The 20,922-nt window shown below is 37.0% G+C and carries 17 protein-coding genes and 1 other RNA gene; 9 read left to right on the top strand and 9 right to left on the bottom strand.

Annotation, left to right across the window (positions count from 1 at the left end; translation table 11 throughout):
- The first annotated feature begins 10 nt into the window (after positions 1-10).
- Positions 11-1,435, top strand: coding sequence for a hypothetical protein (locus H6850_00440; protein ID USO02455.1), 1,425 nt, complete (start codon positions 11-13; stop codon positions 1,433-1,435).
- 91 nt (positions 1,436-1,526) lie between these two features.
- Positions 1,527-2,303 (top strand): hypothetical protein, encoded by a 777-nt coding sequence (locus tag H6850_00435; GenBank protein USO02454.1) that lies wholly within the window; start codon positions 1,527-1,529, stop codon positions 2,301-2,303.
- Between the two features lie 117 nt (positions 2,304-2,420).
- Here the strand turns inward: H6850_00435 and H6850_00430 are convergent, their stop codons facing one another.
- The 4 genes from H6850_00430 to H6850_00415 form a co-directional block, all read right to left on the bottom strand.
- A complete protein-coding gene (locus H6850_00430; protein USO02453.1) occupies positions 2,421-3,776 on the bottom strand; it encodes an ABC transporter ATP-binding protein in 1,356 nt (451 codons plus the stop codon).
- The gene (locus tag H6850_00425; GenBank protein ID USO02452.1) at positions 3,760-4,374 is read right to left on the bottom strand and encodes an ABC transporter permease subunit; all 615 of its coding nucleotides are present in this window, start codon (positions 4,372-4,374) and stop codon (positions 3,760-3,762) included. Before H6850_00425 ends, H6850_00430 begins: the two co-directional genes overlap by 17 nt.
- A 190-nt stretch (positions 4,375-4,564) precedes the next feature.
- Complete coding sequence (locus H6850_00420) at positions 4,565-5,206, bottom strand: hypothetical protein (protein USO02451.1); 642 nt, start codon at positions 5,204-5,206, stop codon at positions 4,565-4,567.
- Positions 5,203-5,577 (bottom strand): biopolymer transporter ExbD, encoded by a 375-nt coding sequence (locus H6850_00415; GenBank protein USO02450.1) that lies wholly within the window; start codon positions 5,575-5,577, stop codon positions 5,203-5,205. Before H6850_00415 ends, H6850_00420 begins: the two co-directional genes overlap by 4 nt.
- Positions 5,578-5,669: 92 nt before the next feature.
- Between H6850_00415 and dnaN the strand changes: the two genes are divergently transcribed.
- Entirely contained in the window at positions 5,670-6,824 is a 1,155-nt protein-coding gene (gene dnaN, locus H6850_00410) for a DNA polymerase III subunit beta (protein ID USO02449.1), read from the top strand.
- A 2-nt stretch (positions 6,825-6,826) separates the two neighbouring features.
- Here dnaN and H6850_00405 read toward each other — a convergent pair whose 3' ends face one another.
- The gene (locus H6850_00405; protein ID USO02448.1) at positions 6,827-8,092 is read right to left on the bottom strand and encodes a hypothetical protein; all 1,266 of its coding nucleotides are present in this window, start codon (positions 8,090-8,092) and stop codon (positions 6,827-6,829) included.
- Positions 8,093-8,413: 321 nt separating this feature from the next.
- Between H6850_00405 and H6850_00400 the strand changes: the two genes are divergently transcribed.
- The 6 genes from H6850_00400 (at position 8,414) to H6850_00375 (ending at position 18,892) form a co-directional block, all read left to right on the top strand.
- Entirely contained in the window at positions 8,414-9,181 is a 768-nt protein-coding gene (locus H6850_00400) for a hypothetical protein (GenBank protein ID USO02447.1), read from the top strand.
- Between the two features lie 86 nt (positions 9,182-9,267).
- A complete protein-coding gene (locus H6850_00395) occupies positions 9,268-11,718 on the top strand; it encodes a CTP synthase (GenBank protein ID USO02446.1) in 2,451 nt (816 codons plus the stop codon).
- Positions 11,719-11,848: 130 nt separating this feature from the next.
- The gene (locus H6850_00390; GenBank protein ID USO02445.1) at positions 11,849-13,144 is read left to right on the top strand and encodes a type VI secretion system baseplate subunit TssK; all 1,296 of its coding nucleotides are present in this window, start codon (positions 11,849-11,851) and stop codon (positions 13,142-13,144) included.
- Complete coding sequence (locus tag H6850_00385; GenBank protein ID USO02444.1) at positions 13,134-13,781, top strand: DotU family type IV/VI secretion system protein; 648 nt, start codon at positions 13,134-13,136, stop codon at positions 13,779-13,781. The genes H6850_00390 and H6850_00385 overlap by 11 nt, the downstream gene beginning before the upstream one ends.
- Positions 13,782-13,913: 132 nt before the next feature.
- The gene (locus H6850_00380) at positions 13,914-17,978 is read left to right on the top strand and encodes a hypothetical protein (protein USO02443.1); all 4,065 of its coding nucleotides are present in this window, start codon (positions 13,914-13,916) and stop codon (positions 17,976-17,978) included.
- The gene (locus tag H6850_00375; GenBank protein USO02442.1) at positions 17,975-18,892 is read left to right on the top strand and encodes a type VI secretion system ImpA family N-terminal domain-containing protein; all 918 of its coding nucleotides are present in this window, start codon (positions 17,975-17,977) and stop codon (positions 18,890-18,892) included. Before H6850_00380 ends, H6850_00375 begins: the two co-directional genes overlap by 4 nt.
- A gap of 82 nt (positions 18,893-18,974) precedes the next feature.
- On the opposite strand, the gene H6850_00370 is transcribed toward H6850_00375, so the two are convergent.
- The 4 genes from H6850_00370 to H6850_00355 form a co-directional block, all read right to left on the bottom strand.
- The gene (locus tag H6850_00370; protein ID USO02806.1) at positions 18,975-19,307 is read right to left on the bottom strand and encodes a hypothetical protein; all 333 of its coding nucleotides are present in this window, start codon (positions 19,305-19,307) and stop codon (positions 18,975-18,977) included.
- A 29-nt stretch (positions 19,308-19,336) separates the two neighbouring features.
- A complete protein-coding gene (gene dnaX / locus H6850_00365; protein USO02441.1) occupies positions 19,337-20,404 on the bottom strand; it encodes a DNA polymerase III subunit gamma/tau in 1,068 nt (355 codons plus the stop codon).
- Positions 20,405-20,448: 44 nt separating this feature from the next.
- Positions 20,449-20,543, bottom strand: an RNA gene (gene ffs, locus H6850_00360) — signal recognition particle sRNA small type.
- Between the two features lie 111 nt (positions 20,544-20,654).
- Entirely contained in the window at positions 20,655-20,855 is a 201-nt protein-coding gene (locus H6850_00355; GenBank protein USO02440.1) for a 30S ribosomal protein S21, read from the bottom strand.
- Positions 20,856-20,922: the final 67 nt, after the last annotated feature.

The following is a 20,922-nucleotide window of genomic DNA, read 5'->3' as shown; positions in this document are numbered from 1 at the left end:
CGTCTGATCTATGTCGAATCGTTGTATAGAAAAGCTCCTTCTTGGAACGTGTGTTGCATGGATTTTACCTGCTTTAAGTTTGCTGTTATCTAAAAATATAAAACGAGATTCTACTGATTCACTGCCCACTGCGTCTTTGTATGCACTTGAAGATTTAACCCCATTTCGCTCTTTTGTAGATGTATTGAATGAAGTTAAAATTGAAGCAAAGGAAGATTTTATTCTCGCTGCACAAGATATTTATTCTGCCGCTCAAGCAGATTGGGCGTTTGCGCAAGATGCAAGAATCAAAACGTTAACAATTGAATTTATTGTCCGAGCAGACTCTGTAACTGGCTCAAGTCATGATATATATTATGTCAGAAGAATTTTGGAAAAGTTGCAAAATAAATTTGAAACAGTGCATTTTATTATAAAATTTCATAAAGAGAGTCAGTTACCTGAGAGTGTAGATAGGTTTTTAAGAGAAAATTTAAATCTTGAAGGAGTTTCATTCACCTTTGGCGATATTGAAGCAGGGGCGATATTAGAAGATGAATTAGATTTAACACTTTATCCTGACATCGAGAGCTTCGAAATTTGTAGTGTAGAAAAAAAAGATAAAAAGCAGCCTAAGCTTAACTCCCAAGCAACTCTTAAGATTGGTGGGAAGTGTAAGTGGTTAAAATTTACTTCTATCGATGAAAATAAACGGTCAGTTAAGCATATAAACCTAGACCTTAGCGAATTAAAGAGCGCAGGATTGATTTTAGAAGCAGATGATTCACTCGAAGTGTTTGTTGATTCTGTAATAGTGCCCAAATCATTAAGGGAGTTAAACATAAAGCATATTAAATTTATAGATTTAAGCGCTTTCAAAAATCTGCAGCTTAATAAGCTTGTTATTCTGAATTCAGATGAAACCATTCAGAAGTTAAGCATTCCTGTTTCTTTGGAAGAGTTGAATGTTTCACTCAATATACCTTTAGATAATCAATCAGCTCCTGAATTGGACTTAAAAACAGGCAAAAATTTGAAGAAGTTGGTTATAGAAGGTATGGGGTATTTAACGCTCAATGGGTCGCTGCAGCAATTAGAAGTTCTTGAGATAGGATCCTATTCTCCATTTCTTTATCAATACAAAGATGTGTTGATCAATGAATTGCTAAAGTTTTTCAAGCACGTACCTAGATTGAGAGAATTAAGTCTTACAGGTTATTTCTCTATGTCAGATGCATTTTTTAAAAAGTTTATTTTTGCCTTGAGGGAGATGCGCTATCTTGAGAAATTGGATATTTTTTTGCAAGGGGAATTTGGTGAGCATGCGAAAGAAATTTTGCGCAATACAAGAGGGTTAAAAGTTTTAGGGATAAAGACTAACTATGTCGGGCATGAAAAAATTGTTGGGGAGTTGAAAGAGGAGTTTTCTGGGGTGACGGTGTATGGCTATATGTAGTTAAGATTTATGGTAAAAATTTATGAATTAACTATTTTTTAAGATTTTGGTGTGTTTTAATTAGTCAGATTGTTTTTAAAGTGTATAAGTTATGTTTTTCTTGTATAATTTTTTTGCGGTTGCGAGCGATGCGGAACCAGCTACCGCGTCTACACCAACCGCTAGTGAATTAGGTATAGCATGGAGGTTTTATGGAGAAAGAGCTAAGTTAATAGCCTTGTTTTCTAAGGTGGAGGAGAAAGCTCAAAGACAAGGGACTGTCATTAAACAAAAGGCAGAAGATTTAAGAAAGATGGATGATGTGAGTAAGTTTGATTCTGCATTCGAAGTCCTGCCTGATCAGCAGGGAGATGGAGGGTCTCAAAAGGTTGGAAAATTTATGGGAGTAGATTTATTTGACAATATTAGGGCATTAACTACGGCCGATGATAGTCATGTTGATCAGGAGGCGCCGAAGGCTTGTGAGTTTTTAAAGATGAAATTCCCTGAATTTTCTTTTGACGCAAATCCACAAAGTCAAGAGAGGTGGAAACTGGGAGGAAAGGCCTGGGTAGATGCATTTAAGCGTTTCAGAATGAAGGCAGTAGATGAGTTGAAAACAAATGTGGCGGTGGATGCTATTGAATGCGTTGCGAAAGATTTACTAGCTCTATTTGCGGCACCTAACATAGGTACATTTTCTATCGCATTGAATGAAATGCTAAAAATGCACATAGAGTTAAAGGTGCCATCTAACGGTCCTCAAAAAGCGGTCGCAGAGCTTAGAAAAAGATTCTTTAGAGAAGACAGCGCTTTGGAAATTTCAACTCTGAAAGGGGTGATCAATACTGTTTCGTGCGCCACCTTTTGCGGTATTCCATGCAAATAAATAAAGCACTGTTTTCTTTTTAAGATTCAATTTGTATAATCAAAAACAAAACATGATTTTGAAGCGGAGCGTAACTCAACCTTCAATTTATGTAATTTTTTTGTTTGGATTTTTGTCCTAGAGGCAGTAATGAAGTTTTAGAGTATTATGTGCAATCGAGTTCAAAACTTTCTTGTCATGAGAGATGAATATATACGTTAATCCTAAATCTCTTTGAAGCTCTTTCAACAATAACAAAATTTCTTTTTGAATCGTTTTGTCTAATGACGCGGTTGGCTCATCTAAGATTAGCAACTCTGGCTTAAGTCGAAGTGCACGATATAAAGCAACACGTTGTTTTTGTCCGCCTGATAACTTGTCAGCTCTTAAGGACATAAGCTCGTCTGATAATCCAAGTCTTTTATATAAAACCTCATCGAGCTCTGGATGTGGTTCTTTTAAAAGATTCAAAACACTATATTTTGGATTCAAACCAAAGGTTTGTAAAATCAACTGAATTTGTGGCCGCAGTTTGCGGAATGTTTTTTCTTTTAAATGTGTGATATTTTGATTGTTAAAAATAATCTCGCCATATGTAATTGGAATAATTTTAGACAAAATATAGGCAAGCGTTGTTTTACCTGATCCAATTGGACCCATAATTCCAAGCGTTTTGCCTTGAGTCACCTGAAAAGACAAATTTTTATAAAGATTTTTGTAGGTTAAATTCTTAACTGAAAGTATAGTATTTTCATATTGACGCAAAGATTGCACAGGCCTGCCTTGAGGGTCTGAAGAGATCAACTCTTGCGAGTAAGAAAGTTTAGGTTTTTGAGAAGGTTTAAAAAGCTCAATGAGCGAGCCATCCTTCATAATACCAACACGATTCGCAATGTTTTTCACAAGAGAAAAGTCGTGCGTTACAAGCAAAACAGCTGTTTGTTTTTTGAGCGCTTTGAGCTGTTTCAAAATCATCAGTTGATTTTCTTGATCTTGTGCTGTTGTTGGCTCATCTGCAATGATTAGTTTCGGGTTTAATGCAACAGCCATTGCAACCATGATCTTCTGCTTTTGTCCTCCCGATAATTGATGTGGGTAAGTTCGTTTTGTGATGTAGTCTATATCGAGATTTTTCAGTAAGGCATCTGTTTCGTCCTTTAGGTCATGCAAGAAAAAAACCTCCTGAAGTTGCTTATATACTGTAACGGTTGGATTAAGCAAAGGCTCTTGGGGGATATATGCAATATCTTTACCTCTTAAGTTTTGTAAATTTTTTTGGTTGAGTGTGAGGAGATTCTTACCTTGAAATATAATCTGACTATTTTTTGTATAGTTTGCGTTCAATAAATTCAGAATAGATAAACATGTGATAGATTTGCCTGAGCCACTTTCACCAATAAGCGTAAAAAATTCTTGCGGCTGGATATCAAAATTTACATTATGAAGCAGCTTTTTTTTGTTAACACTAAGAGATAAGTTACGAACTTGAAGCATAGTAATTTAACTCCTCGCTTATAAAAATTAACAAACTCAATGTGAGTGTCATAACTATAATGATACTTCCAGTGAGCCAGGGTGTTTGAAAGTATTTATCTTGCAGCAAAAGATCGCCCAAAGATGGGTGTTGGAATAGTGTTTTGTAATTGCTTAGAAAATTAAATGATGCCAGTTGTACAAGACTCAAATTAAAAATAAAAGGGAAGTGTGATTTAACGCCAATATATGCATTAGGCAGAATGTGTTTAATAATAATCTTAATGGGGTGCAGCCCCAATGCTTGAGACGCAATGACATAATCCAATGTACGAGCTCTTAAAAACTCGATTCTTATGGTGTTTGCAAGAGAGAGCCAATTAAAAAACAGCATAATGGAAATCAATATTGTAACTGTAGGTGCAGGAATCATTAGAATCAAAAATAAACTTGGCATACTTGCCCATATTTCGATAAGGCGACCAATCAATATATCTGTTTTTCCTCCGAAATATCCCTGTAATGTGCCAAAAATAATCCCCAGAATACTTCCAAGAATGGTAAGCAGAAGTCCAAAAGCAAGGGATGTACGCGTGCCATATAAAAGCTTTGATAACATTTCATTGTGAATCCAGGGGGCGAAAAGCGGGAGGGTTATTAGAATGCCAAAGAAGATAAAAGGCCACCTCTTCATAACGTGCCTTTATGTACGGTTGTCATCACGAGGAGCGTAGCGATGTGGTGAGCTAGGATAGATGGCCACACCCCCTTCAGGGTTTCGCCATGACGGGCTGCACTGCATTTTTTCATCATGTGTCTGTATTTGCTTCAAATATAACTTCAAGCCCTCGCTTGCCTAACATTTTTCTTGTTTCTTCACTTAGTGCTAAGAAATTGATCTCAGGGTTTCTTACTGTTTGCATAATGCGATTTTCGAATAAAAGATAGAATTCACTCGGGCCTGTTCGATCCTTTATATGATAGTTTAAAATCTTTCCCGTATGTTCATCAATCCTTAAAAAGACACGCATTTTTACGCCTGAGTTTTCGGCAATTTCAGGCGGATTCCAAAATTGCTTGAGTTTTGAAATAATCAGTGAGGCTTCTGAGGTAACAAGCTCTAGACCAAATTTGTTAGCCTTTTGCGCGTCATTTGGTGTGAGTTGAATGGGCTTGGTAGATTCTTTAGTTTTTTTTACAGATTTTTCTTTGATGCCGTCTTTGGATTTTTTTTGTTCTACTTTAGCTACTTCTTTTTTGGTGGAACTGGTGGTTTGTGCTTTCGTTCCAATTATTGGCGCTTGTGAGACTTTGCCAATTTTAACAAAATTGACCATGATCGCTGTGTCATTGGGTATTTCAACACCTTGTTGTCGAAAGATTGCATCTACACCAAATAGAAAAAGAAGAGAGAAGTGCAGAAGGAGGGAAAATAAAAGTTGTTTTTTCATTTAGTTTGTGCACTCAGTGATATTTTGGAATATCCTGCTTTAACTAGAGCGTTTATAATTTCATAAACTTTATCATAAGGTGTATTTTTATCTGCTTTGAATAATAACGGATCTTGCGGTTTAACGCGTTGTTTTAATGTAGACCCTAACGTTTTGATATCGACAATTTTATCGTTAATATAGAGCGCGCCATTTCTTGCGACAGAAACTGTTACAATGTCGGGACTTGCAGTTGATTCGTTGCTTGTTTTTGGGAGCTCTAAATCAATATTTGTATGCATCATGGGTGATGTGATCATGAAAATAATAAGAAGCACGAGCATAACATCCACAAGAGGGGCGATATTGATAAAAACTTTCTTTTGAGACATTTGTGGCGCTGGGCTATTTTCTTAATAAATTATTGCATAAAACACATGTCATATGACATACTATATAACAAATACGCACACTTATTGTCATCATGTCTGAACCCGCAGTTAAAGAGCAAGTAGCTCCAGAAATATCTAATGTAACTTTAGATTTTAGCGTTTCTCAAAAAACATTAGAAAAGGCACTTTCTTTCGTTGGCGGTGTAATGACAAAAAAGAACCTTGTGCCGATTTTATCACATATCAAGATTATTGTGGGCGAGAAAATCACAATGACCGCAACAAATATGGATTTGGTGATTAAAGAGACGTTTGATGCTGAAATTAAAGAAAAAGGTGTGGTGTGCGCGCCTGCCTCGCTATTGCATGACATTGTGAAAAAGGTTGATCGAGATGATAGGGTGCATTGCTGTCTAAGAAAAGGGATTTTATATATTAAAACCAAGAAGTCAGAGTTCCGTATTCCAACTATGGAAGCGACGCAATTTCCTGATATATCAGAGATGCCTTTTGATAAAGTTATTACCATGAAGGCGCCAGAACTTTTAGATCTGTTAAAGAATGTGTCGTTTAATATGAGTACAAATGAAGCGCGTTACATATTGAATGGTGTGTATTTTCATCAAAATGAAGAAAAAAGCGTGACATGTGTTGCTACAGACTTTCATCGTTTAGCATATGCAAAATCAAAGCAAACATTCAGTGAGACTTTTACACCTTGTGTAATTGGAAAAACAACTGTACAGGAGCTTGAAAAGGTTCTTGAAGACAGTGATCAGGAAGTGGAAATTCATATTTCTGAGGCACGCATTCAGTTTGAGATTATAAGTAATGGCATCAAGGTAGTTTTGGGCTCTCGTTTACTAGAGGGGAATTATCCGGATTATCAAAAAGTTATTATGAAAAATCATCCAAACATGGCGATCGTTTCAGCAGACCCATTCAAAACAGCATTAGAACGCATTGCTTTGGTGTTGTCTGAAACAGAGTGTCATGTGTCGTTAAATTTTGAAGCCGATCAATTAACACTGAAGGCAAAAAGCCAACATCTAGGGGCAGCTGAAGAAAGTTTATCAGTAGAGTACAAAGGTGAGCCTTTAAAAATTGTCATCAACATTAATTACATTATGGATATAACGCGTTATGTAAAAGATGCTGAGTTTAAGTTTTTCATGAAAGGGAATTATGATTCTTTGATTGTTGAGAGTAAGCATGCTCAGTATTTCATTATGCCACTGATTCATTAGAATTAACCTTCGCTGCAGTTACGTCCATCTATCAGTAGCTTTACTTGCAATGGGTCATTTAGCGCATCAATAAGCTGATCAGCTGTTTCCATGCAAACCGTTGTTACACCATGACAATCTGAGCGCCATGCAATAATACCGTCTTTATTAAATACAAAACGCGCTGCTGCGTTTAAGCGCGGAGACTTAGAATCACGTCCAGTTTGAGAGAGGTCTATTTTATAAGTACCATCTTCACATTTGAATGAATCCCAATTAAAGCATTTTCCAAGTGTTAAAACAGGGCGGGATTTTGGTGGAATTTCATATACATTGCAGCATGTGGATTCATTTTCGTGATGGTTATCAGAGTCATCGCAACACTCTTCTGTTTTCTGCGCTTCACTTTCACAGCCCTCAGCTTCTTGACTTTCGCCTTCACAACTCTCAGTCTGATGACCTTCGCCTTCACAAGCTTCAGTCTTATCACTCTCTGCTTCATATCCTTCATCACATTTCGCTTTGCAAGGATCTTCTGCTTTTGGCTCATAGCAGTCTTTACGACATTGGTGTGGATCGGTATCGCCTCCTTTGTTCTGCTTAGGATTTTCCTCTGGACATGCTTCATAACCTGTGTTGCAGTCATGCTCACAATGGACATAACTTGGTGCAGGCGCTGCCTCATAACATGCTTTTCGTTCATGAATATCTTGAATTTCATAATGATCAGGCTTTTGGAATTTATGAGCAAACTCTTTCAATTCTTCGCACGTCAAAGAATCCCTCAGAGAAAGATTCAAAGGGATAGGGCAAATGCAATCACTAAAGTCTTCATACAAATCATACAATACACGTGCATTTAGATAGCAGTGGTGGTGACGACAGAAGTTTGTGTGAAAATATACCGGAGCATGTTTCTCACAAAAATAGAGTTGAAAAATATGAAGAAATTTGTGCAAGACGGAATGAAAGCTTTCCTTTAAGCGTGCACAGACAGGGTCACAGTATTTCGGTGTATCTGGAGAGCATGTGATAACAACAGCCTTGGCATAAGGCAATTGATCATCTCTTTTATAGTAACTTTTGTGTAATGGATGTTGGTGGTTTCTAAGGAGATGTTTGCAGATATGCTCAAAGTAATCGTGACACTTAAGAGCGCTATCATACAGGAAATTATCCTGTTCTAGCGTGTATTCACTGGAAAAATGATGATAATTGCAGGATACGTGAATTTTGTTGGGTGCAAGTGTTAAATGCACGTATGCAATGGTGTCAGAGTGTGGAAGCATTGCTTTTAGTATTATAAGATTTCTTGGTTACATTATATCACAGAAAAGTGTTTTGGGCTAGTGCGGATAGTCATGGCGAGCGTAGTGTGGCCATCCAAGGATGGAGGTATATAATTTTCAAAAATTTGGCGATTGTATAAAATTTTGAAACAAAATGCAAAGATGAAAATTGGCTGAAAATGACCTTGTAAAGACCCGCATCCCCCTAAAATGCGAAAAAGTGAAAAAAATTAACTTTATTTAAATAATTGCAAAAAAATGTGTTGACAACGTTAAAAGGCAGTTCTACAATTCAGTACGAAATCCGAATTGGAGTTTGTTATGTTTGGTTTATTCTTATTTGCCACTAGTTCTTTTGAGTCTACTGTGCAAGAAAGGTCACCTGAGAGAGCTGCGCTAATGAATGGTACAAATATGATTTTTGTTACAGGGGCGTCTGAAGAAGAAGGGCTTGCAATTGCTAGATCAATAACTTCAAAACTAAAAGTTTTGCAGAAAAGCTTTCGTGAAACTAGGGTTGATTTGGATATGTTTAAGCACGTGATGTTAAAGCCGGCTGGAGAATCTAAGTCTATTATCGATACTAGAAGTATCCAAGATTTTATTGATAGCATGATAAGGGGTGTTGTGGAGACAGGTGATAGCACACAATTTATTGTTTGCAGAGTTATAGGAACTGATAATGTAGATCCTATCCTTCGCTATATAGATGATGTAAAAAAGGCTAGACAGCAAGTTGTAGATAGAGTGGCTCAAGGTGGTGATGCGCCTAACTTTAAAATGGAAGTGGTGCATTTTGAGCGCCTAAAATTCGATAAAAGACTTCAAAAATTTTACAGAGTGGGGACAAATACCCCTCTTTTGACTGAGTTGATTCGTAGAAATTTCTTGACATCTCTTGTGTTTCGATCAGCAATAATAGGCCCTTCAATAACTCCTGATGTTTATGCTACCGAAGGGTTTTCAGGTCCAAAGTCTATGATTTTTGATGGTCCAGATCTGCCTGAGTCGATAGAGGCTTTATCAGGAGATTTGGTAGGTTTGTTTTTAGGTAGGGCTTCTGATAGTCAAGCAGGTCGCTTTCATTAAGTTTTTTTAAATAGTTTTTAATTTAAATTGACAAGACCTATTTTTTTTTGCAAGAATTTCTTGGGAAAATCTAAATTAAAGTTTTTTTGTTTTTTTTATTCGCTGAAATGGATTTTGAATCCGAATCTTTGATTAGAGATAGGTCGTTTAACTATAGAGCTATCATTGAAACCCTTTGTGTTTTTGATGCAGGAGAGTTAAGATCTACGCCTTCTATGCAATCTTCTTCACAAGCTCAACGCCTTATGACCCGTTTAATGCTTGTTACTGGAGGAGGGATATCTGGACTAGGAAAAGGAGTGGTTACAGGCAGCGTGATGAATCTTTTAATAGCTAGAGGGTACAAAGTTAAAGGTATGAAAGTAGACCCTTATTACAATAGGGATACGAGTGACATGAAGCCAGACGATCACGGAGAATCTTATCTAACTCCAAAGGGTAGGGTTACAGATCTAGATGGAAAGACTTACCAAGATTTTTCAGGCATAGTTGCCGATTTTTTAACGAACGGAATTGTCGATCATATATTTCAAGCAAGGCAGCGCTTAGGTCACTATGCAGGTCGCACGATACAAGATTCTCATAAGGTTGATATTATCAAAGAGTTAATTTTGCGCGTGATGCTTGATAAAGGTCCAGAAGAAGAGGCAAGTGATTTTTTGGTTTGCGAGCTTGGAGGTGCTTTAACAGATAGTGAAGCGGCACTTTTTCTTAAAGCTTTTTCTGAATTGAGGAAAGATTTAGGATTTGCAAGAATGATGTCTGTTCATGTAGGTTGGGTGCCAAGTATTTTAGGTGAGCAAAAAACAAAACCTACACAAATCTCTGTTGAAAGTCTTGCTGAGTTAGGTTTAAATCCAAACTTGTTATTTTGCAGGTCTGAAATGCTCTTAACTGCTGAAGTGGTGTCTAAAATAGCTTTAAAAACTTCTTTAAGGCCTGAATTGATAATAGATTCATCTAATGTTTCAAATCTTTACACGCTACCTATCTTATATGAAGAAAGGGGAGTGGGAAAAAGAATTTTCGAATATTTTGAGTATTTATGCGCAGCTGGTTTAGTGGGACGTGCAGCTCCTGAGACAAAATTGAAAGAATTTGCTCCTGTTTTTTTGAGGCAAATGGGGGTTGTTCCATTGAAAGATCCTGATCAAGACGGGATTGTGGCAAATTTGGAAAACTGGAAAGCGATTGATAGAAGTAATTCGGTTAGAAATAAAGGCGCTCCAATTAAGATTGCTGTTGTTGGGAAGTATTTTAAACGCGAAAACGGAACTGGTAAACTAGTTTTTGAGGATGCCTACAGATCTGTATTTAGCGCCGTAAGAAATTCCGCCAATGCCTCGGGTTATGAGGTTGAGGTTGTTCCATTGATGGGTGAGGATTTAGAAGATTTGGATGATGCGTGCATTCGTCAAAGGTTTGTGCAATTTAATGGAATTATTGTTCCAGGAGGGTTTGGAGCTCGAGGAACAAAAGGTATGATAAAAGCTATTAAGTATGCTCGTGAGAGTGGAACTCCTTATTTTGGAATATGTTTTGGATCTCAGCTAGCGCTTATTGAATATGCGGAAAATGTCTTAAAGAAAAAAGCCCATGCTTATGAGCTTGTAAAAGATGAAATTGAAGAAAATGTTAGAAAGCGTTTTAAAGCTGAGGTTGAGCAAGCTTTAACAGAAGAGAGGTCAGCTGAAGTTTTGGAAGCGCTTATTCAGCAAAAGCTGGATGAGAAAAAAGAAGTAATTAAAATTGAAGCTGAAGAGGAATTTAGGGCAGAATTAGATAGAATAAAACGAGAGAATGAGCTAATGCTCATCAAACCTCTTAGAGAGTGTGTAGTACACAGGGAGACTTTGAGAAGCGAAACATCAAAACAAGAGCATGATATGTTCTTGGGTGAGATGGTTATTCAGCTAACTAAAGGTACGAAAGTGCATAGAATTTATCAAGAGCACAATAGGAAAGCGAGTGAAAATGGTCAAGCTGTTGAGGTGTTTACTGGAGAAATCAAAAGACGTCATAGACATCGCTTTGGAATAGATCCTGAACTTCATAAAAGCCGTATATTAGGTGATGGGTTAGTATTTTCAGGTTTTGGAGCCGGGCTACCTGAAATTATAGAAATACCCTCTCATCCACATTTTTTTGCTATCCAGGCGCATCCTGAGTTTAGCGATGGCCCTTTAGAAAGAGAAGCTCTCTTCGAGGCTCTTTTTGATGCAGCTATAAGCAATTTTAAGGATAGGCAATGCCATTTGGAAGCTCAAAAAGCTTGCGTAGCTTTAGAGGAGCAACAGAGAAAAGACATAGACACATCTTCATATACAGAGTTTATTTCAGCTCTTGTTAAGTGTTCTTTACCTAGTGCTGTTCCTTTAATAGATGCGCCTCTTACTTCTCAAGTTTCAGATGGCGTATCTGACCGCTCATCTTCTGCTCGTTTAAACGGATCTGCTAATGGTGGGAAGGTCTTGCTAGTTGAAAGCCTTACCGGAGATCAAGCTGGTAATGGTGGAAAAGTCATGCAAGTTATGTGAAGGACTTGATGCTCCAGGAGACGTTCATACTCCAGCTGACTTAACGGTGTTAATTGATAGTTTTTTCACCCCATTTGCATCCCAAAAATTTTTCCTGCTACGATAAATTAGTAGTGCTTGATTTTGAAACATGGGTCACAAATTTAACATCTCTCCTGCGATAGGGTGGCACGAGGGTATGATGCTAGCGCCGCATCATTTCGAGCAGCAGGATTTACGACATAAGCAAACATTAGCAACCAAGTTCAAACTTCTCACCCCTTATGCATACGGTGTGTCTAATATCGAGATTGATGATGTTGCGCTATCAAAAGATATTTTCACCATAAAAGAAGTTGATGCAATTTTTCCCGATGGTGAAATGGTGAGTATCAAAAACTCTATTGAAATCTCACTCAAAGAGTTTTCTACACATGCAAAATCTCACCAAACAGTTTGGATGGGGATTGTGCCATTTAATAAAGATGTGTCTCCGCTCAATAAAGAAACACCTCGATATCAAGTGCAAGATACAGAGCCTGTGGCATCATTTGAAGATCAATCAAATCTTTTGCCTATATCAAGACTTATTCCTGTTGTGACATTATATGTGGCAGCGCATCCGAATCCACGGTTTGTTTCTATCCCTGTAGCAAAGCTTGAATGTAAACGTGATGTGTTTACCCGCTTACCATTCACACTCCCATGTTTTGCTATTGAAGATAGCGAATCATTTTTAATGAACATTAGAAAATTAATTGTGTTATGCCGTACAAAAGAAAAATTTTTGATGAAAAAATATGAAAAGGTGATTGGAACAAAAAAAGAACCTTATGTATCGTTAGTTCTCACAAAAATAAAAGAGATTTTACCGCTGATGGAGATGTTATTAGGGCATTCGCATATGCATCCTTTCCAAGGATATCAAGTGTTATGTGATATTGTTGGTAGGTTATCGCCTTTGCAAATGTTAAAGCCTGCCTTTAATGTTCCACCATATAAGCATGATGATATAGACTATGCATTTGGTCATTTGTTTTCAAAAATCCAGGAAGAATTTGAGGCAATTGAAGAAACGTACAAATATATTCAGTTGGATGAAAATGAAAATGTGTTCAGTGTGCATATTGATGAAACTAAAAATAAATTATTGCTTTCTGTCACGTTTAAAGAAGAGGTAGACACAAAAACAGATTGGGTGAATAATACAATCATTGTCTCAGACTCTATGTTGGATACAGCAATTAGCGAACGTATTACAGGTGCAAAGCGTCGTATTTTGAAAGTTTCAGAATATCCAGATGATTTGTTTGATGTTGGGGATTTACTTGTGGAAATTGAGATTGATGAGAAGTATGTATTTAACAATAAAAAGCTGATTTTATTCAACCCAATTGATAAAGAGCTTCCTGAGTCTATATTTTGGTGTGTGAAGCATGTTGATTGAAAATTTTAAGCGTTATTACTTGGTGTTACAAAAGGTTTACAACAACCTTTCTGAGTCTATGGAGACAGTGCAAGTAGAGTTGCTAAAAGTTCTAAGAGATCAAAAAGAAGCTGCATCTGAAAATGATGAGATTCTAGAAGGCATTTACCTGGAAGCCGCTTTAACAGACGAGCTGTTTATTCCAAAGTTTACAGATTGGAAAAAAAACATGTTGGAGCACCAGTTATTCAATAGTCAAAACTCTGGGGATAAGTTTGTTGAAAATCTCAAAAAACTTATTGACAATCCATTGGATTATACAAGAGAACATATCCGCTTATATTTTCTCGTTTTGTCTCTTGGATTTAAGGGTAAACTAACCAAATCAGCGGCAATGAAATATAAAGCACATTTACATCAAATGCTGTTTACTGATGATACAAAACAAAGCAAATATCTGATTGATGAAAACTTTGCGTTTACACAAACAAGACCACCTAAGGGGTTTGTGCCAAGTGTTCGTTCATGGATTAAGGTGGTTGGCGTAGCATTTTTTGTATATGTTTGCATTACCAGTGTTTACTGGTTTTATGTGCAAAGAGATATGAAAGATATTGTGGATGTTTTAGCAAAGAAGACAAAGGTGGAGTTACAGTAATGTTGAGAATGTGCAGTGAATCGTCATGGCGAGCATGCCGCAGCTTTAGCAAAGGCGGCGTGGCCATCCATATTATAGATCACCACGGCGCTACGCGCCTCGTGATGACGAAGTGTGAAGGGGTTACAGTAAATGTTTGATCATTTCGCACATACCCTCAGTTCAATTCTCATGAATCATAAAGGTGCTTTATCGACATTTATTTTGATTGCGGTTATGGTTGCTGTTATCCTATTTATAACTCTTGTTGTGGTTATTATTAGGGCGAAGAAATCAGGCTATATTCAGCCTATTCATACAGTAAAAGTGGAGCATGGAGATGGTAGAAAGGTTTCAACTACGTGTAGCGCAGATCAGTCAGTAGACGAGTTTCAGCTTCCGCCATTTTTATGTGGTTTATTGGGCCCATTTCAAAAATACTTTAAGAGCGGTTCGTTTTCTCAAGCATTTTTTAAAGCGCAAAGATTTTTTGAGCAAAATTTTCAAGATAAGTACGAGCTTCCTTGGTTTGCTGTTTTAGGCTCAAACGATTCAGGCAAAACACTTTTATTGGATACATTAGAGCGAGATTTAGGCGGTGTAATGCCGGACTTTGATCAAGAGGATGTGAAAAAATATTGTTGCTTTAGTTTTTTGAATGATGCGGTTATGGTAGATCTGAATGGTCGATTTTTCCTTAAAAAAGAAGAGGAAAAAGTAGATGAAAAAGGCTTTCGAACGTTTCTTTTGTTATTAGCACGCTATCGTATGGAGCGTCCAATCAATGGTGTTGTTTTAACAATTCCGATGACGGAGCTTTATGGGGAAACAGCTTTATCCAAGGTTGATATCCAAAGACGTGCATTTTCGATTAAAGAAAAGCTGAAAGCATTGCAGGAGACACTAGGCATATGTGTGCCTGTATATGTGTTTCTTACTAAAACAGATATTGTGCCAGGTTTTGGAGATTTCACAGGCGCTTTGGATATTACGCAGCTTAATAATTCTTTGGGCTGGAGTATAGATCGCTTTGATCAAAAAAGTGTTGAAGATGGGCTGTATGGGCTAGCGAAAAAGCTGGATCAAATTTTATCGCAGATCTTTGTTGGTATGGATGATGCAAAAACGGCAGGGCGTTTATTTTCTTTTGCACATGAACTGTTGAGTATAAGGGGGAATCTATCCTTTTATCTCAATACAATTTTTGACAATTATTTAGAAGAGCATTCTCCTATTTTAAGAGGCTTTTACTTTACAGGATCTAATGATCAAAAAACTGTGTTATTTGCCAAAGATATTATGCAAGAGAAAATCTTTATGGAGCAGGGGATTGTATATCCGCTTGTTCATCTTATGCAGGATAAACGCGCAAGCTTTAGAAAGATGCAAGTTGGGTTAAGCGTTATGGCGCTTTTATGTGCAGGTGGTTTTTGGCGTGCGAAACAAAGGTTTGATGCGCAGAAAGATAAAGTGAGACCTGTCCTCCTTGAATTTGTAAAACTTGCCGATCAAATGCATGATGTTAAAGCAAATCAAGCAGAGAAGTTAAGATACATATCTGAAGAAACATTACGCAATTTGACGAATCTTTCAGAAGTCACATCAAAGCGCTTTATGTTTTTTTCTGTATTTATACCATCTACGTGGTTTAGCGGATATCGAGATTATCTTAATACAACAATTCACAAAGCGGTGCAGCTACTTATTGTTGGATCGCTTTACACACATCTAGAACAGAAAACAAAACAGTTTTTATATCTAAACCTTCAAAAAGAAAGTATGCAAGAGAATTTAGGTGCGCTTATTTTTCCTACAGATTCAAATGGATTTAGGTCTTTGGCGGCATATGTAATTGAATTAGATCGTTTGCTTGCGTATGTACAGAAATATAATCGCTTAGGTTCTGGAACTTCTATTCGGGAGTTTAATGAGCTGTTTCACTATTGTTTTGGCGATGCTTTGCCTGAAGATTTCAAAGAAAACTTCCATCGCATCAATCAATTTTTAGGTCATAAAGATTTACCAAAAATTGATATGACAAAATATCGCAGTCAATATCGCAAGAATTTAGCGTTACTTTTTCAGAATTTATATAATAATCTTTTTGAGGATAAAAATCCAAATAGTCTAATTGGTAAATTAAAAAAGCTGGAGCAAACATTTAACCCTGCTGATCATAATTTATACGTGTCAATTGAAGAATTGCAGGAATCAAGTGTTATATTATCCAATCATATGAACATGTTAAAAAATTCAAAAACACTTTGGGTGGATGAAACCTATTTTGATCCAGGATTGCATGCCGATAATGAGTTTTCAAAATTGATGGAAATGATTAAAAACAATCAATTATTTGGTGGGGAAATTGTGCATCTAGTGCTTGCACGATTTAATCAAGGATTTGATGTGTTAAAAAAAGCTTTAACAGGATTGAATAAATTCTTCTATGCAAATCTATCTAAAGATGCTTTAGCAAAAAAGACCTATTCGGATGGTGTTTTTGCGCTTGAAAGATCGCTAAGGTTTTTGAATCATATGACACCGCTCGCTTCAGAAAAAATGAAATTAACACCATATGTAAGAGAGGATGAAATCTTTGTTTGGGATGGATTAACTGTTGATCAAATTTTTGAGCAAGTGAGTCAAAAACTTGATCTTACGAATGTTCCTGCGGTTTTGACGCCAAAGTTAAAGGTTATCTTTGAAAGAGCAGCTAGTTTATTTATCAAGGCGTCTTTGATGAAGAATTTGTCTATAGAAAAAGCGATTGATTTGCATGCAGGTCCGTTAGATATTGAGCGATATTTGCGTCAGAAAAAATCTTATATTAAGCGTTTTGAAAAAGAATGGACTGAAATTTTAACACTGGCAAAAGGGCGCGGCGGTGAGTTTGTGTTCTTAAGAGAAGAGTTAAGTAAAGCGGCTTTGTATTTCTTAAAGCTAATCGATCAAGTTTTAGAAGCTGATGCGCTTTATGAAGCAAAAGATGCATCGCAATGGAGTGGCGAAACCAATGAGGCGTTTGAAATTTTTGGCGTGACGGGTAAGGAAGCGTTAGGTAAATATTTAGGCACGCAATTCCAAAGATTGAAGTTTTTAAAAGAGTTAGCGCAACCTTTGGTTGTATTCTTAAGTTCGGATGCATTAAAAGCAGAATTGAATGATCCAGATATGGTGATGAAATGGGAGAGTATTATTAGGGCGATTGATGCAAAAGAGAAGAATCAAAAAGATAATGACCTAGACGATTTGGAGCATTTTATTCGAGAGGATATAGAAAGCTATTCTGAAGAGAAATTATTTTCTGAACTTCGAGAGCAAACTCTAGCGTTAAAATCTTTGAATTTCTTTAAACGACAAAGGGCAAAAGTGCGTTATATGATGTTAAAGCGTTCAGAGAAAATTTTAAAAGCGCGCTCAATTCGTAATTACCATAAATTACGCGCCTTTTTTATGCGACGTTTAAAAGGTAAATTCCCTTTTGGGAATGACCCTAAAAATGAAGTAAGCCTTACAGATGTGCGTGAGTTTTTTGAGATGTATGACAATCTCGGAGGAAATGCAGAGAAAGTCTTTGTGAAATTGAAAGCTGGAAAAAGTTATATGGATGCATGGAAATGGGTTCAAGATATGGACAAGCTCAGAAAGTTTTTTAGTGCATTTATTGAAAAGAAAGTGGATGTGCCAGAAGTGCATCTTGAGTTAGAGTTTCGTGTGAATCAAGAGCAGGAGCGAAATGGTGAGAATGTGATAGATTTTACATTCACACCCCACAATGGTGAAGAACTTATTTTTGTAAGCAAGCAAAATAAATCTTTAAGATGGCGATTTGGTGATGCAATTGAAGTTGGATTTAGGTGGTGTAATGATGATGTCAACGAGATTGCATTTAAATGGGTACAAGATGAGGATGTATTACCAGCTTCGGATCCAATGCAACAATATCTTAAGATCCAGGGACGAAAAGCGGTCTTTTCTTATAGGAATAATTGGTCCATTTTTTCTTTGCTGCATTTCCATAGAACATTTCATATGCTTCAAGGAGAAATTTTAAAATTTGAGGTGCCACAGGGTGATGGATCTAATTTTATAGGTTATAATAAAATTAGATTTATGCAAGATGGTTTAACGCCAAAAGATCAAAAAGAATACATTGAGTTAGGTGAAGTTCCAAAAGATGCTCCAGATATTAAGGAAGACGAAGGAGGTTGTTCATGAATAACGATATTTTAAACCCTATTTCAAAAGAAAAGCCTTGTGGGGACAATATAAGGCATACTGAAGAATTTGACGCCTTAAAACAACTGAGAAAAGAAGAAGACCATTCTGTTTCATATGATATATGGGCGCGACCATTAAAGTCTGCCAATTGGGATGCTTTAAAAGAAAAAACAGGCAAAATACTGCAAACAAAAAGCAAGGATTTGCAGATTCTTGTTTGGTATACAGAGTGTTTTTCTAATAACTTTGAGAATTTGTTATCGGCATTGACGCTTGTGAATAAGTTTGTGAAAAAGTTTTTTGGCGCATTTCATCCGCTAGATGAGAGCACACGAATTTCTTTATTTGAATGGATTGAGCGTGTATATGTGGATCGTATTTTGCGTGTTAGCTTAAGAGGCGATCAAGCTTTAACGTTAGATATATGGCGACATACATTATTTCCTAAAGAGCAAAATATTGATAAGTTACGTAAGAAATTAAATTTTGTTTCAGATAAAGAAATAGAGACAATGAAAGAGTTGGTTGAAGACTGTTTCGAAGAGATTCAAGATATTAAAATGTTTTTGAATACGCGCATTAAAGAAGCGCCAACATTTCAAGAATTTATTGGATGTCTGAATGAGCTCGTAGGTATTTTTGAGTATCGTCTTGAGCATAAAGAAAAAGTTACGCTAGAAACATCCCCGGTTGATTCAATTTCTTTGGGTGAAAGAGATGATGGAGTCAGTATGCCAGGGATTGAAGAAGAATATGAAAGTGCTGAAGAAGACTTGGATCAAGAGAAAACCCTGTTGCGCAAAATTGATGATTTAGAGGAACTGTTAGCAAGAAAACAATATATGCTTGCAAGTGAGCAGGTGAGGCTTGCTGGGCAGATTATTAAGCAACAAGGGAAGGGTAGGTCATAAGACACACATCATCACGAGGCGCGTAGAGCCGTGGTGATCCATGGATGGTCACGCTTCGCTCGCCATGACGGCGCAAAGTTCATTATTCTTCCACTTCAATTTTTGTTTGCGGAAACTTTTTAAGAATTTTTTGAATTTCAGGAAGTGCCAAAAACTCCTTTTTAATCTGTTCATTTTCAGATATAGATTGCTCCATTAATGATGAGGTTGGTTTTACATCTTCCTCTATCACATCAATGGTCCAACGAGTTCCAGTTAAGGCATAAATTTTATCTTTAAGTGTTGTGATAAATGTTCTCGGTAATTCGGATAGAGTAAGTGAAATAAGACCAGGTTTGAAGGTGTAAACACGCACGTATTTTTCTAAATTTGAGTAAAATAACGGCTCTTTAGGGTCTTTTAAAGCAAAAGCCAGGTCTGCAAAGGTTTTAAACTCAGGCGTTTTTAAGCTTTTTTTTTTACGAAATCATCCACGTAAACGATGCGCATCAGAATCATGTCTAAGGTCTGTGATTTCAATGGAGATTCTACAAGTTCTTGATAACCATCATGCAAGAGATGCCAGATTTGGAAGAGTGTAGGGAGATCTAAATGTTCTTTAATTTTTTCCACAAGCTCTTTGTGGATTAATCCTGTTCTGATGTTTTGTTTTTCACAGATGAGGCTATACATAGCATCCATAATCTGTTGCAAAAACACCGTTGTGTCCTTAGTATTTTTGTGAACAATTTCTAGCGCACCTTCAACATTACCTTGGAAAAGCAAGTCTAAAACTGTCAGAATTTGATCTTCAGAGGTCAAGGAAACAACGTTATGAACGCTTTCTTTAGAAACATTTTGATTGAAAATGACAATTTGATTTAAAAGCGTTAAGGCATCACGCATAGAGCCTGAAGACGCCATTACAATTTCGTTTAATGCATCAGGCTCAAATGGAATGCCCTCCTGCTTCAAAACGCGTTCAAGATGTTCTTGAATTTGCAAAGCTGAGAATGGGGATAAATTCAAATGCATACAACGTGAAAGAATTGTTGCAGGGATTTTATGAATTTCTGTTGTGGCTAAAATAAAATATGTATGCGCAGGAGGTTCTTCTAAGGTTTTTAACAAGGCATTAAATGCGCTTTTAGAAAGCATGTGTGCTTCGTCAATAATAAAGACTTTCGATTTTCCTGTTACCGCTTTATATTGGCTAGATTGAATGAGCTCACGCATGTTATCCACACCCGTATGGCTAGCAGCATCGATTTCAATAATATCAAGATGCGCATCTTGCTCAAACGCTTTGCAAGAAGCGCATTCTAAGCATGCATCACCGTCTTGAAGGTTTTCGCAATTAAGTGCTTTTCCAATGATGCGGGCGAGGGTGGTTTTTCCGATCCCGCGTATACCGGATAAGACAATTGCGTGAGGTAAGCGATTTGTTTTTAAAGAGTTTTTAAGCGTTTCAACCGTTGTTTCCTGTCCTTTAACCTCGGCTAATTTTTTAGGTCTATACTTTAATGCAAACATGTCCTAACCCTGCGTCATCCTGCGTTATGTTTCAAGGATAACATTAATAAAAAAAGGGGCGCATCTTGCGTTATCAGCGAGGGCTGCTTTCTTTCGAACCTGACCCAGTCTGCTGCATCTACAAATGCGCCTTACCAGTATACTAGTGATTTTAGAGGGAATAGTCAAGAAGCTGATTTTCGTCATCACGAGGCGCCGTGGTGATCTAGTGGATGGCCACGACCCTAAAGGGTCTCGCCATGACGGTGTTTTAAGATACGAAAGCTTTTTCCTGTCTCTTGCGTTTCATGAGTTTTCTCATGGATTCTTCTTTGCGACGCTTCTTGCGTTCTGAAGGTTTTTCATAATGACGAATGCGCTTCATATCATAATTGATACCATTGCGTTGCATTTTCTTTTTTAATGCGCGCAAAGCTTGATCAACGTCATTTTCGTAAACGTTAACGAGCATAAATATCACCTCCTTTTCACTCCATTATAGGTTTTTTTTAAAAATAGGGCAAATGCGTTAACATAGT

Source organism: Alphaproteobacteria bacterium (assembly GCA_023898745.1).
In the GTDB taxonomy this organism is placed as follows: domain Bacteria; phylum Pseudomonadota; class Alphaproteobacteria.
Note: the sequence above shows the minus strand (reverse complement) of the source record. Positions and strands in the feature narration are given on the sequence as shown.

Bases quoted from the DNA above. Each gene is read 5' to 3' on its own strand.
- H6850_00355 (USO02440.1), bottom strand. From the start codon at position 20,855: ATGCTCGTTAACGTTTACGAAAATGACGTTGATCAAGCTTTGCGCGCA.
- H6850_00375 (USO02442.1), top strand. From the start codon at position 17,975: ATGAATAACGATATTTTAAACCCTATTTCAAAAGAAAAGCCTTGTGGG.
- dnaN (USO02449.1), top strand. From the start codon at position 5,670: ATGTCTGAACCCGCAGTTAAAGAGCAAGTAGCTCCAGAAATATCTAAT.
- H6850_00430 (USO02453.1), bottom strand. From the start codon at position 3,776: ATGCTTCAAGTTCGTAACTTATCTCTTAGTGTTAACAAAAAAAAGCTG.
- H6850_00415 (USO02450.1), bottom strand. From the start codon at position 5,577: ATGTCTCAAAAGAAAGTTTTTATCAATATCGCCCCTCTTGTGGATGTT.
- H6850_00380 (USO02443.1), top strand. From the start codon at position 13,914: ATGTTTGATCATTTCGCACATACCCTCAGTTCAATTCTCATGAATCAT.
- H6850_00435 (USO02454.1), top strand. From the start codon at position 1,527: ATGTTTTTCTTGTATAATTTTTTTGCGGTTGCGAGCGATGCGGAACCA.
- dnaX (USO02441.1), bottom strand. From the start codon at position 20,404: ATGTTTGCATTAAAGTATAGACCTAAAAAATTAGCCGAGGTTAAAGGA.
- H6850_00385 (USO02444.1), top strand. From the start codon at position 13,134: ATGTTGATTGAAAATTTTAAGCGTTATTACTTGGTGTTACAAAAGGTT.
- H6850_00440 (USO02455.1), top strand. From the start codon at position 11: ATGTCGAATCGTTGTATAGAAAAGCTCCTTCTTGGAACGTGTGTTGCA.
- H6850_00420 (USO02451.1), bottom strand. From the start codon at position 5,206: ATGAAAAAACAACTTTTATTTTCCCTCCTTCTGCACTTCTCTCTTCTT.
- H6850_00390 (USO02445.1), top strand. From the start codon at position 11,849: ATGGGTCACAAATTTAACATCTCTCCTGCGATAGGGTGGCACGAGGGT.
- H6850_00425 (USO02452.1), bottom strand. From the start codon at position 4,374: ATGTTATCAAAGCTTTTATATGGCACGCGTACATCCCTTGCTTTTGGA.
- H6850_00405 (USO02448.1), bottom strand. From the start codon at position 8,092: ATGCTTCCACACTCTGACACCATTGCATACGTGCATTTAACACTTGCA.
- H6850_00400 (USO02447.1), top strand. From the start codon at position 8,414: ATGTTTGGTTTATTCTTATTTGCCACTAGTTCTTTTGAGTCTACTGTG.